Raw genomic sequence first — 11,639 nt, 5'->3', positions numbered from 1 at the left:
GCTACATGAAGGAGTTGGGCCTTGCTGTCCGAGGACGAACTGATTCTCTACACGACCGATGACGGGGCGACGGATGAAGAAGATATCGCCCAGTTGGAGGCAATGGAGAAAGCCGCCAAGGGACGGAAGAAGGAGGGCGGGAATGCTTGACGTGAGGTAGTCCCGGCCTGATCAATATATTGATCAATACGTTAAAGCTGCTCACCTGATAAAAAGATGCTATCAAAGCCATATGCCGCGAAAAAAAAGCGCAACAGCCGATCTCCACTATTATTCCGAGCGTCTCAAACGCAAGCTGCTTCAGTTGCGCTCTTTTTCCGCCGCTCTTGTGGAGGCTCCGTCCGGCCACGGCAAAACCACGGCTGTGCGCGGCTGGCTGGAAAGCAGCATTCCCCGGAACGCGGACGTGTACTGGTTCACCGCCGAGGATGAAGCGCCGGAAGCGGGCTACCGGCGACTCTGCCGTGAAATTGGAAAAATTGACTCCCGCGCGGGCGAACGCCTGCTCAAGGCCGATTTCCCCAACGCCTTCACGCTGGGGGAAGCCTGCGACGCTTTGCGGTCCATCGAATGCGGCCGCGAAACCTGGCTGGTGATCGACAATTTCCAATGCCTGCTCTCCGGCCTGCCGCCCGCCGTTTTGGCCGCGCTCGTGGAGCACGGCGGCAAAGAACTGCATGTGGTCATCATCACGCAGCCGCTGGATCGTGAGCACCACAACGCCCTCGCAGGCCGGAACTTTTTGCGTCTCACAGCCACTGATCTGCGGTTGGAGGACGGGGACGTCCGCCGCTACTACGCCCAGGCCGGGCTGAAGGTTACGGAGGATGAGGCGCGGCGGGTGCAGAGCCGTACCGGGGGCTGGATGTTTGCCGTGTCGTTGCAACTCCGCGCCTTTCGGGAAAACGGGACGTTCTCCGATGCCGCCGTCCAGGAGCTCATGGAGCGCCTGATCTGGGACAGGCTGAGCGATGAACAGCAAACCTTTCTTCTGCGCCTCTCTCTCTTTGAAACAGCCACGGTGCGGCAGATGTGCGATCTGCTCGGCTGTGACGCGCTGCCCGACTATGCCGAGCGGGCGCTGTCCGGCCCCCTGATCCGCCATGACGCCGCGCGGCGGCTCTATGAGCCGCATACCGTCCTGCTGGCGCTGCTCGCGCGCAAACGCGCCGAACGCGGCACGGCCTTTGAGCGGGCCTGCCTGCTGGGCGCGGGCGACCTGTGCCGGAGCGAAGGCCGGATAGCGGAGGCGCTGGGTTTTTATCACACGGCGCGCGACTATGCCCGGATGCTTTCCCTTGACCTCTCGCGGGTGATTTTCGCGGAAGCCGGTGGCGCGACCTTCTTTGAAATCGCCCAGGACATTGTACGGAACTGCCCGGCGGCAATCCGGCGGGAGCATCCGCTTGCCCTGCTGCAAGCGGCCTGGGCGCTCAAGGCGGCGGGGAGAGAAAACGGGTTCGGCGCGCTGCTGGACGAATTGGACAGGCAACTGGACCAGGACGGTCCCCTGCGCGCGGAATGGCTTTTGCTGTCCGCCTACCGGCACTTCCCCCAAACGAAAAAAATGTTGCCGCTTGTGCGCAAGGCCGCGCCGCTGTTCGGCGGGAGCTTTTCGCGGGTGATATTGCCCGACGCTCCCTGGGCCTTCGGGCAATATTTTCAGCTTTCCGCCTTCCACCTGCGGCCGGGCGAAGCCGACCGGGAAGCGGACGCGCTGGAAGCCTTCATCAACGTGTATTCCCAACTGACGGGCGGCCACGGCAGCGGCGCGGATTCGCTGTTCCGGGCCGAAGCCGCCTATTTTCGCGGCGACTTCGCCCAGGCGGAAGTTCTGGCCTACAAGACGCTTTTTCTGGCGGAAAGCGCCCGGCAAAGCACCATCCGGTTGGGCGCGGCCAGACTGCTGGCCGACCTTGCCCTGCTCAAGGCGGATACGGCGGGCTGGCAGCGCGCCGTGGGCGCTCTGGAGCGCGCCGCCTCTGCCTGCCCGGACTCGCCCTTTGTCCGGCCGGTGCTGGACATCATCAAGGGCGCAATTCTGAGCGAACTCCAGGCGCAGACACGCATCGCCGACTGGCTCAAAAATGGAGACTTCCCCCGGCGCGTCCTGCTTGCCCCCATGCTCGGCAACGCCTTGTACGTGCATGTGATGTGTCTGCTGCAACAAGGGGAATACGCGCGCTTCATCGGCACGCAGGAGGCCCTTCCCAAAGAATGTATCGCCGGAAACGCTTTTTCGGAGTTTCTGTTCGCGTTTCTCATGGCGCTTGGGCACAGCGCGCTGGAACACCGCGACCAGGCCGCCGCCTTTCTGGAACAGGCCGCTGAAAAAGCGCTGCCCGACGGCTTTGTTCTTCCCTTCGCGGCCTCTTCCTCCCTGCTTCAGGGCTTGGCCGAAGAACTTGTCCGGGAGAACTATCCCGCTTTCATCGACTTCTTTACGAGTATAAAGGGGCAATTCGAAACCGGCTGGGTGGCGCTGCACGATGCCGTGCTCGCGGGCGATCTGCCCTCCGGACTGAGCGCGCGGGAGCGGGAGATCGCGGAACTGGCGGCCCAGGGGCTGCGCAACCATGAAATCGCGGCAAGGCTTGGCGTGGCGGACAACACGGTGCGGGCGCACCTGCGCGCCGTCTTCCAGAAGCTGGACATCGACCGGCGCGCCAGGCTGGCCGAAAAGCTACAGTAAATGAACGCCTCTTCAGCGTGTATATGGCGTTGAAGACCACCTCCTGCGCCCTCCCAGGCGACACGTCGCCATGGCCTGTCCGCGCGCGGGCATGGCAACGTCGAATACCATCCGGAATTTCTTCTCAGAATAGTCCATTCGGACGATGCGCATAGTAACGTATCCGGGTAGCATGTTTCGATATCGCCACATCCCGGCGTCGGCTACGGGCGAGGTGCCCTATATCATACAGCATGCAGGAGGGGCGACCATGGCGCAGCCGGTGGAGAACTTCATCCGCAAGACCGGTGTGACAGCCGGAATTTTCAACCTTGTGCTCAATCCCTTTTTCGCCTGGCTCGGCAACATGGAGATGGCAGACGTGCCGCTGGTCGGCGCTGCCGCCGTGGATACGGCCATCACCTGCATGGTCATGTCGCTGCTGGTGAGCCTTTTCATTTCCGCCGACACCCGGCGCGCCATCAGGGCCGGGGGCCTCGAAACGGCAGGGATGCCCCTCAGGGGGGAACGCCTGCTATGCCGCCTGCCCGTCCGCCCATGGAAGCTCGGACTTCTTCTCGGCCTCGCCGTCGCCGTCGTTGTCACACCCTGGCTGGTGGGGCTCTTTGGAATTTTCGGCGTGGCCTCGTTTTCGTTTTTTGCCTTTGCCGCGCTCAAGGCCGTGTACACACCGATCGTGGCCCATGCCGTGGCCCGCTGGGTGATTTTGCGGCAACTGGAGGCCGCCACGCGGGTCTGCGACTCGCCCAACGCATAAGGGGAACGCCATGTTCACGTTCGAAAACGACAAGTGCTACCGGATGCCCGCCCACTTCGGGGGGTGGCTCTACCAACCGGTGGAGACCTGCTACCATGACGTGGTCAACATGGCCTTCACCTATGCAACCGACGGCAACCGTCTGGCCGGCTATATACCGGAGCGCTTCGAACTGCTGCGGCCCGAACTGTCCATCGGGTACAGCCAGTGCCGGGAAGTCGATTGGATGGGCGGCTCCGCCTACAACCTGATCGACGTATCCGCCCCGGTGCGTTTCACCGGCCGGCGCGACCGGGTGGAAGGCGCTTTTTCCCTGGTGGTCTGGGAGAACAAGACAACGCCGATCCTTACCGGCCGCGAGGAGACCGGAGTCCCCAAAATTTACGCGGACATAGAGGATCTGCACATCTTGGGCGACAAACGATCCACCACCGCCAGCTTTGAAGGAAACACCTTTTTGCGGCTGGAAATGACCGTGGCCGGCCCCATGGACGAAGCCGGGCTGGCGCGGCGGCGCAACCTGCCGGTGAACTGCCTGAACTGGCGATATATCCCCAAGGTCGGCGCTCCGGGAGCCGACTTGAGCCAGCCGGTTCTGTTCCCCCAGCGCCTTGAGGCGCGCAGCGCATGGCTGGGTGAAGGAACCGTCCAATGGATCGGCCTGAAGCACGAACAGTGTCCCATGCAAGCCCATATCATCAAGGCTCTGGCTGAATTGCCCATGCTCGAAATGTCCCCGGCCGTGATGACGCATGGCTCCATCTACCTGATGTCCCCGTTGGCCCGCGTTCTGGAGTAACGGCTTTACGGCGGCTCCGACATGCGGTTCCCTCCGGGACGCGCCTGCAATAACCAAGGAGGAACCATGGACAACTATTTTCAGGATAAAGTATGCGTCGTGACCGGTGCGGCTTCCGGCATAGGCCTGCAACTGGCAAAGGATTTGCTGGCCGCGCGGGCGGTCGTGTTCATGGCCGACGTCAACGCCGACAATCTGGCCCGCGCGCGGGACGGACTGGGCCGGGACAATGCGTACGCCGTGGTCACGGACGTGACCAAAGAGGAACAGGTACACGCGCTGATAGAGCGCGCGGCCGGGCATAACGGGCGGCTGGACATCCTCTTCAATAACGCCGGCATCGGCGGAACCATGCCCTGGGAAGACGTCACCCTGGACTTCTGGCGCAGGGTTCTGGACATCAACCTGTGGGGCGTCATCCACGGGCTGCATTACGCCGTGCCCCTCATGCGCAAGCAGGGGGGCGGGCACATCGTCAATACGTCCTCGATGGCCGGGTTGGTCAACATTCCGTACCAGACGGTCTATTGCGCCAGCAAAACGGCGGTTGCCGCCATAGGCGAATGCCTGCGCTTTGAACTGGCGGATGAAAACATCCACGTCACCACCGTGTATCCCGCCAATGTGACCACCCCTATTTTTGCCGAGGCGGGCGCAGTACCCGATGACGCCATCCCGGTGGAGGAGGCGGTGAACATCATCTTGGACGCCGTCAGCCGTCAGGAAAGCGCGGTGATATTTCCCGAAGGTTCTCGCCTGTGGGCGAAATCGGTGCAGGCGGTTCCCGAATTCCGGGAAAAGGTCATGCTGGAACTGGCCAGGGAACGACGCCGCAATTACCAGACCAAAGGACGCTATTTTTAAGGAACCGCATTACCCAGCAATGTTATACTCAATCTGTTTTCATGTGAAATTCACCTGCGGTGCGCGGTATGGAGGACGGTTTCCTGTAATGCCCCCCTCTCCTCCTCCTACCCCTCCAACCCCATCCCCGGCTCCATCACCCTGCCCGACAACGTCGTCTCGTACCCGCCCATCCCTTCTATCCGCTTCAAGAACCGCGCATCCCGCAGCAGCGCCAGCATGGCCTGCACCCGTGCATCGTGCATGTGCGCGGCGGGGATCACCACGTCGTACCGCTCGCGCGCCAGCGGCACGAAATCCAGCCCCAGCGCCCGCGCGGCGGCGTGGATGCCGAGGCCGCAGTCCGCCGCGCCGGTCAGCACGTTCACGGCCACGGCCATGTGGGTGAATTCCTCCTTGTCGTAGCCCTGCACCAGCGAAGGCGCGATGCCCGCCTGCCCCAGGTGCCAGTCGAGCAGGATGCGCGTGCCCGCGCCGCGCTGGCGGTTGATGAACCGCACGTCGGAGCGGGCAAGGTCCTCCACCCCCCGGATATTCTTCGGGTTGCCCGCCGCCACGATGAGCCCCTGGTGCCGGATGGCCAGGTTCACCACCCGCACCTCCATGTCGGGCAGGTACTTGTCCAGGAAGGGAAAGTTGAAGTCGCCCGTTTCCGGGTCGAACAGGTGCGCCCCCGCGAAATGGCACGAGCCGCCGCGCAGCGCGGTGATGCCGCCCATGCTGCCCACGTGGGTGGAGATGAGCCGGAACGGCCGCTCGCCGCCCATCAGTTCGTCGGCCAGCAGATCCAGGGTGTTGTCGTGGCTGCCCACGCAGACCAGGATGGAGTCCAGCACCGCCTCGGGCACGGTCAGCCGGGCGCGCAGCACCTCGTGCTCGGTGGCGCCCTCGGACAGGGCGGGCACGCGGGCCACGGCCTGGGCGCGCGACAGGGTGGTGATGTTGCCCGCGCCGCGCCCCAGCGGCGTGCCCACCAGGCGGTCGCCCACGCGGCCCACGGCCAGGCGCACGAATTCCTCCACCCCCAGCTTCGAGGGCACCTTGCGCGTCAGGTGCACCTCGGCGGCGGGGCGGTCCGCCGGTACGGTGCGGCCCATCCACGCCACCAACGGGGCCACCAGTTCGTCGAAGCAGACCACCGCGCTCACCGGGTAGCCGGGCGCGCCCACCACCAGCCGCCCGCGGCATTCCCCCAGCAGCGAGGGCTTGCCGGGCATGGCCTGGATGCCGTGCACCAGCACCCGCCCCTCCGCCGCGATGACCTGCCGGGTGAAGTCCTTGCTGCCCGCCGACGACCCCGCGCACAGCACGGTGACGTGCACGCCCTCGTCCAGGCTGCGGACCAGGGCCGCGCGCAGGGCGTCGGGGCTGTCCGGCACCGGGGGGATGCGCTCCACCACGCAGCCCATGTCGCGCGCCATGGCCGCCAGCACCTGCGAGTTGGATTCCACCACCTGCCCCGCGCCCGGCTCCGGCCGGGTGGTGAAGTCCAGCACCTCGTCGCCGGTGGGGATGATGCGCATGCGCACCCGCTCCCACACCTTGACCTCCCAGATGCCGCCGGACAGCAGCGCGCCCACGTCGCAGGCGGCCAGCCGGTGGTTGCGCGGGAACAGCAGTTCGGTGGCCACGATGTCCTCGCCGATGCGCCGCACGTGCCGCCACGGAAAGGCCGGGGCCTCGATCTCCACGGTGTCCGCGTCCAGTTGGGCCACGTGCTCGATCATCACCACCGCGTCGCACCCTTCGGGCATGGGATGCCCGGTGTTCACCGGGTGGTAGGTTTCGCCCCGGCGCAGGGCCACGGGGTGCCCTTCGCGCGCGGCAAAGGTGTCGGCGGCGCGCACGGCGATGCCGTCCATGGCCGCGCTGTGCATGGTGGGCGAGGAATAGCGCGCGTACACCGCCTCGGACAGCACCCGCCCGGCGGCCTCGTGCGAGCCCACGGTTTCCGCGTGAACCAGGGCGGCGCGGTCCAGCGCGGCGCGGGCGCGGTCCACGGCCTCGGGTATGGGCAGGGTTTCCAGGTAGATGTTGCGGGTGGTGACGCTGGCGGACGTATCGGGATGGGACATGGCGTGCCTCTTGGTGCTGACGGTGTGCGCGCGATGCGGCGGGCAATGGCTGGTCACGATTCCATATCCTGCCGGTGACGACGATACAACCCGCGCAACTGGTCGTACGAGATGCCCAGCAGTTCCGCGGCCACCCGGCGGTTGTGCCGGGCGCGGGCCAGGGCGGCGCGCAGGGCGGCAAGCTCCAGCTGGCGCACGGCCTCGGGCAGGGGGACGCCGGGCGCCACGTCGTGGTCCGTGTCATCGGGCGGTACGGTGCCGGGTCCGCGCCGTGGCCCGGCACCGTCCGCCATGGCCCCCGTGGAGGGTGGGGGCGGCGTGGCCGGGGCGGGACGGGAGACTGCCGGTCCCTGCCGCCACGGCGACGCGAAAGGATCAAGGTCGAAATGCTCGATGCGCGGGGCGCGGCCGGTGGACCGGCCATCGTCCGGCCACACGGCTCCGTCATCCAGACGGGCCACGGCGCGCTCCACCGCGTTGCGCAACTCGCGCACGTTGCCCGGCCAAGGGTGGGCCAGCAACTGGGCCAGGGCGGCGGGGGCAAGGTCCGGCGTATCCGGCAGGTCCAGTTCCGCCGCCATGCTGGCCGCGAAGTGGCGGGCCAGCAGCACCACGTCGTCGCCGCGCTCGCGCAGGGGCGGCACGGACACCACCTCGAAGCTCAGGCGGTCCAGCAGGTCGGCGCGAAAGCGCCCCTGCGCCACCATGGCGGGCAGGTCGGCGTTGGTGGCGGCCACCACCCGCACGTCCACCCGCACCGGCTGCGCGCCGCCCACCCGTTCCAGCATGCCGTATTCCACCACCCGCAGCAGCTTGTCCTGCACCCCGGCGGGGATGTTGCCCACCTCGTCCAGGAACAGCGTGCCGCCGTCGGCCCGCTCGAAGCGCCCGGCCCGGCGCGCCCCGGCCCCGGTGAAGGCCCCGGCCTCGTGGCCGAACAGTTCGGCCTCGGCCAGGGTGGGGGCCAGCGCCGCGCAGTCCAGCACCACCAGCGGCCCCTGCCAGCGCGGGGAAAGATAGTGCAGCCGCGCCGCGGCCAGTTCCTTGCCGGTACCCCGCTCGCCCGCCAGCAGCACGGGCCGGTCCACGCGCGCCACGCGCGAAAGCGCCTCCTGAAAGGCGAGGAAGGCGTCCGACTGGCCGATGGCCTCGGCCAGCGCGGGCGACGCGGCGGCAGCGCGCGTGCGATCGTGCATGGGCAGTTCAACCATATTTTGATGATTTTCGCCAGTAATTGGTATAAACGCATTTTACGGGCGATGCGCATCGCCCGGCATGTTGAGGCCATTCCCAGTGATTGCCCGTGGTTGCCTCCTGCGGACCGGCTGGCACGGTTGCTGCTTTTCCCGCCGCACCAACGCACAGCGCACCGCAGGAGGCGATCATGGGTATCTTTTCACGATTCAAGGACATCGTCGGTTCCAATATCAGCGCCATGCTGGACAAGGCCGAAGACCCGGAAAAGCTGGTCCGGCTGATGATCCGCGAGATGGAGGAAACGCTGGTGGAACTGAAGGCCGGGTGCGCCGCCAGCATGGCCGAGGCGCGCCGGGTGCGCCGCGAACTGGACGGCGTGCAGGACCAGGTGGACCGCTGGGACCGCCGGGCCGAACTGGCCGTGACGGCCGGGCGCGAAGACCTGGCGCGCGAGGCGCTGCTGGAGCGCCGCCGCGAGAACGAGCGCGCCGACGCGCTGCGCCGCGAACTGGACGAGATCGACGCGCTGGTGGCCCGCACCCAGGGCGACATGGACGTACTGGACGAAAAGCTGGCGGCCGCGCGAGAGAAGCAGCGCATGCTGGTGCAGCGCCACGTGCACGCCCGGGTGCGCCGTCAGGCCCGCGAGGACGTGCGCCGCGCCGCCTCGCTGGAGGTGATGCACCGGTTCGAGGAATTGGAGCGCCGCGTGGAGCACATGGAGGCAGAGGCGGACGCCGTGCGCGTGCCCTCCGGCAGCCGTGGCGGTCCCAACGGACTGGACGCGGCCTTCGCGGACCTGGAAACGCGCGACGAACTGGAGCGCGAACTGGCCGCCCTGCGCGCCCGCGTGGGCGAGCGCAAGGCCCATGCCGCCCCGCGCGACGGTGAAGTTTCCGGCGCATCGGAGTAACCGTCTTGCGCCCGCAGGTTGCAGAGGCTAGGCTGGACGCCCGTGCGGCATCGCCCTTTCCGGAACCGGGCGCGCGCCGTCCCGCATGCCACCCCGCCGCCCGCGCCACGGGTCACGTCCCGGCGCGCGGCGGCCCTACAGTTCGAGGCCACGCATGCATGAGCCGTACATGTTCGAGGAACTATTCGCCGTCATGGCGCAACTGGGGCCGGTCATGATGTTCTGGTTCATGGTGCTGCCCGCGCTGGTGGCCGTGCTGCTGCTGGCCATCCTGTACCGCCTGCTGCGCACCCGCGAGGGCGCCACCCCGGCGCACGACGACGAGGCCCGGATGATCCAGGAGATGTACCGGGCGCTGGGCCGCATGGAGGAACGGGTGGAAGCGCTGGAAACGCTGCTGCTCGATCCCGACGGTTCGGCGGGGCGCGGCGGGACTGCCGGATCTGGCGGATCTGGCGGACCTGGCGGGGCGGGCGCGACTGGTGGGCATGACGGCCATGACCCCGCGCGCGGCCAGGGGAGGGAATGACCATGGACGGCCATGAAGACAGGTTCGACAGGCGTTCCGGACGGGGGCGGGGCGGGCGGCATTGCTCCACCGGCCATGACCGCGACGGCGCATGCCGGGACGGATGGCAGGGCGACGGTTTCCGCCGTTCCGACACGTATCGGGCAGGCACGCATCGGGAAGACGCGCATCGGGAAGACGCATGGGACGGACTGCGCGGCGGGCGGGATGCCCGGCACGGCCAAGGGCCGCGCACCCTGTACCGCGCCCGCGACGGCAAGCTGATGGGTGTTTGCAAGGGGCTTGCGCAACATTTCGGAATGTCGGTATTCTGGGTGCGCGTGCTGTTCGTGGCCGCGGCCCTGTTCACCGGGTTCTGGCCCGTGGTGGGGCTGTACGTGCTGGCCGGGCTGGTCATGAAGCCCCGTCCGGTGCTGCAACCGGCCGACGCGGGCGAACGCGACTTCTACGGCAGCTACGTGTCCTCGCGCGGCGAGGCGTTGCGCAGGCTGAAGGAAAAATTCGACCGGCTGGAGGGCCGCATCCGCCGCATGGAGGATGTGGTCACGCGACGGGATTTCGACTGGGACCGCAGGTTCGGCGCACAGCGCTGACCGGCCGGGGGCCGGGCGGTTCCGGACACCATAGTCCTTCGGGATGGAGAGGCGTCTCCGGACGGGGGCGAGGGCGAAGGCTCTCGTCCCCGTCGTGGTTTTTTGGGAGGAAAAGTGGGCCGCTGGCGAGGCGCCCCCGCCTTTCCCGTCCCCCGGCGCTACCCCCGGCGTTGCAACAGGTTGCCCGCCACGATGAGCACCAGCCCCGCCAGCGTGGTGGGCAGTATCCGTTCGCCCAGCAGCAGCGCGATGAACACCAGCGACAGGAACGGCGAAAAGAAGATCAGGTTGCCGATGCGCGCCGCCGACTCCGTCAGCTTCATGGCCTTCAGCCAGAACACGAAGGCGATGCCCATCTCGAACGCGCCCACGTATGCGGCGGCGGCAAGGCCCGGCAGCAGGTCCGCCCGGAACGGCAGCGATGAAAACATGCACGTGGCCGCCAGCACCAGCGGCAGCCCGGCGGCGAAGTTGCAGAACAGCCCCAGCACCGGCTCCAGCGGGCTGCGCGCGTTGCCGATCCAGTACAGCGCCCAGATCACCGTGCTTGCCAGCGCCAGCGCCACGCCCCCCACGCTGCCTCCGGCCAGCGCGGCCACGTCGCCCCGCGTGGCGATGACCACCACCCCGGCATAGCTCACGGCCACGGCCAGCAGTTCGCGCCGGGTCACCCGGTGCCCCAGCAGCGGCACGGAAAGCAGGGTCAGGGTGATGGCCCAGGTGTAGTTCACCGGCTGGGCCACCTGCGCGGGCAGCAGGGCGTACGCCTTGAACAGCACGATGTAGTAGACGAAGGGATTCAGCACGCCCAGCAGCGCGGCCCGCAGCAGATCGCGCCGGGGCGCTTCCGCCAGTTCGCGGACGAGGCCCCCGGCGCCGTGGCGGTACAGCAGGATGGCGGCCAGCACCGTCAGCGACACTCCGGTGGACACCAGCAGCAACTGCAACGGGTCCAGGTGGCGCAGGGCCAGCTTGAAGGCCGTGGCCACCGTGGACCAGATGGCCACCGTGGCGATGCCGTACAGGTAGGCCCTGCGCTGGTCGGTGCGCGGCCCGGCGGGCAGGGGAGCACCGGCGGAGGAACCTCCGGAGGGCTCGTCGGCCGGGCCGTCCTTCGGGATGGCCGGGATGTCGGCCGGGCCGTCGGACGAACTGGCGTGGGGGGTGGTCATGTGCGCCTCCTGCCGGGTGTATGCCGGGTGTATGCCGGGTGTACTAGC

General features: G+C 67.3%; 11 protein-coding genes. 8 read left to right on the top strand and 3 right to left on the bottom strand.

Translation table 11 applies throughout. The features are described 5' to 3' along the window. Positions 1-21 precede the first annotated feature (21 nt). From V6B97_RS00275 to V6B97_RS00255, 5 genes are all read left to right on the top strand, one after another. The gene (locus V6B97_RS00275) at positions 22-150 is read left to right on the top strand and encodes a hypothetical protein (RefSeq protein ID WP_333504490.1); all 129 of its coding nucleotides are present in this window, start codon (positions 22-24) and stop codon (positions 148-150) included. Between the two features lie 82 nt (positions 151-232). Continuing rightward, entirely contained in the window at positions 233-2,692 is a 2,460-nt protein-coding gene (locus V6B97_RS00270; RefSeq protein ID WP_333504489.1) for a LuxR C-terminal-related transcriptional regulator, read from the top strand. Between the two features lie 250 nt (positions 2,693-2,942). Continuing rightward, positions 2,943-3,449: a hypothetical protein gene (locus V6B97_RS00265; RefSeq protein WP_333504488.1), complete on the top strand. Its 507-nt coding sequence runs from the start codon at positions 2,943-2,945 to the stop codon at positions 3,447-3,449. A 10-nt stretch (positions 3,450-3,459) separates the two neighbouring features. Next, the gene (locus V6B97_RS00260; protein ID WP_333504487.1) at positions 3,460-4,248 is read left to right on the top strand and encodes an acetoacetate decarboxylase family protein; all 789 of its coding nucleotides are present in this window, start codon (positions 3,460-3,462) and stop codon (positions 4,246-4,248) included. A 66-nt stretch (positions 4,249-4,314) separates the two neighbouring features. Then, positions 4,315-5,112 carry an SDR family NAD(P)-dependent oxidoreductase gene (locus tag V6B97_RS00255; RefSeq protein ID WP_333504486.1) on the top strand — a complete coding sequence of 266 codons (798 nt, stop codon included), beginning with the start codon at positions 4,315-4,317 and terminating at the stop codon, positions 5,110-5,112. A 107-nt stretch (positions 5,113-5,219) separates the two neighbouring features. On the opposite strand, the gene V6B97_RS00250 is transcribed toward V6B97_RS00255, so the two are convergent. After that, positions 5,220-7,187, bottom strand: a complete 1,968-nt coding sequence (locus V6B97_RS00250) for a molybdopterin biosynthesis protein (protein WP_333504485.1) — start codon at positions 7,185-7,187, stop codon at positions 5,220-5,222. A gap of 53 nt (positions 7,188-7,240) precedes the next feature. Beyond that, a complete protein-coding gene (gene pspF, locus V6B97_RS00245) occupies positions 7,241-8,383 on the bottom strand; it encodes a phage shock protein operon transcriptional activator (protein ID WP_333504484.1) in 1,143 nt (380 codons plus the stop codon). 188 nt (positions 8,384-8,571) lie between these two features. Here pspF and pspA point away from each other — a divergent pair, with 188 nt between their 5' ends. The 3 genes from pspA (at position 8,572) to pspC (ending at position 10,419) form a co-directional block, all read left to right on the top strand. Beyond that, positions 8,572-9,297 carry a phage shock protein PspA gene (pspA, locus tag V6B97_RS00240; RefSeq protein WP_333504483.1) on the top strand — a complete coding sequence of 242 codons (726 nt, stop codon included), beginning with the start codon at positions 8,572-8,574 and terminating at the stop codon, positions 9,295-9,297. Between the two features lie 154 nt (positions 9,298-9,451). Then, the gene (gene pspB, locus V6B97_RS00235) at positions 9,452-9,826 is read left to right on the top strand and encodes an envelope stress response membrane protein PspB (protein ID WP_333504482.1); all 375 of its coding nucleotides are present in this window, start codon (positions 9,452-9,454) and stop codon (positions 9,824-9,826) included. Between the two features lie 2 nt (positions 9,827-9,828). Then, positions 9,829-10,419 carry an envelope stress response membrane protein PspC gene (gene pspC / locus V6B97_RS00230; RefSeq protein ID WP_333504481.1) on the top strand — a complete coding sequence of 197 codons (591 nt, stop codon included), beginning with the start codon at positions 9,829-9,831 and terminating at the stop codon, positions 10,417-10,419. A gap of 158 nt (positions 10,420-10,577) precedes the next feature. Here the strand turns inward: pspC and V6B97_RS00225 are convergent, their stop codons facing one another. Further along, positions 10,578-11,591: a DMT family transporter gene (locus V6B97_RS00225; protein ID WP_333504480.1), complete on the bottom strand. Its 1,014-nt coding sequence runs from the start codon at positions 11,589-11,591 to the stop codon at positions 10,578-10,580. Positions 11,592-11,639: the final 48 nt, after the last annotated feature.

The sequence above is a fragment of the Nitratidesulfovibrio sp. 1201_IL3209 genome (assembly GCF_036763125.1).
Taxonomy (GTDB): Bacteria; Desulfobacterota; Desulfovibrionia; order Desulfovibrionales; family Desulfovibrionaceae; genus Cupidesulfovibrio.
This window is presented reverse-complemented; position numbering and strand designations above follow the sequence as displayed.

Excerpts from the sequence above, each read along its gene's own strand:
- pspB (WP_333504482.1), top strand. The coding sequence starts at position 9,452 with ATGCATGAGCCGTACATGTTCGAGGAACTATTCGCCGTCATGGCGCAA.
- pspC (WP_333504481.1), top strand. The coding sequence starts at position 9,829 with ATGGACGGCCATGAAGACAGGTTCGACAGGCGTTCCGGACGGGGGCGG.
- pspA (WP_333504483.1), top strand. The coding sequence starts at position 8,572 with ATGGGTATCTTTTCACGATTCAAGGACATCGTCGGTTCCAATATCAGC.
- V6B97_RS00250 (WP_333504485.1), bottom strand. The coding sequence starts at position 7,187 with ATGTCCCATCCCGATACGTCCGCCAGCGTCACCACCCGCAACATCTAC.
- V6B97_RS00255 (WP_333504486.1), top strand. The coding sequence starts at position 4,315 with ATGGACAACTATTTTCAGGATAAAGTATGCGTCGTGACCGGTGCGGCT.
- V6B97_RS00265 (WP_333504488.1), top strand. The coding sequence starts at position 2,943 with ATGGCGCAGCCGGTGGAGAACTTCATCCGCAAGACCGGTGTGACAGCC.
- pspF (WP_333504484.1), bottom strand. The coding sequence starts at position 8,383 with ATGCACGATCGCACGCGCGCTGCCGCCGCGTCGCCCGCGCTGGCCGAG.
- V6B97_RS00225 (WP_333504480.1), bottom strand. The coding sequence starts at position 11,591 with ATGACCACCCCCCACGCCAGTTCGTCCGACGGCCCGGCCGACATCCCG.
- V6B97_RS00260 (WP_333504487.1), top strand. The coding sequence starts at position 3,460 with ATGTTCACGTTCGAAAACGACAAGTGCTACCGGATGCCCGCCCACTTC.
- V6B97_RS00270 (WP_333504489.1), top strand. The coding sequence starts at position 233 with ATGCCGCGAAAAAAAAGCGCAACAGCCGATCTCCACTATTATTCCGAG.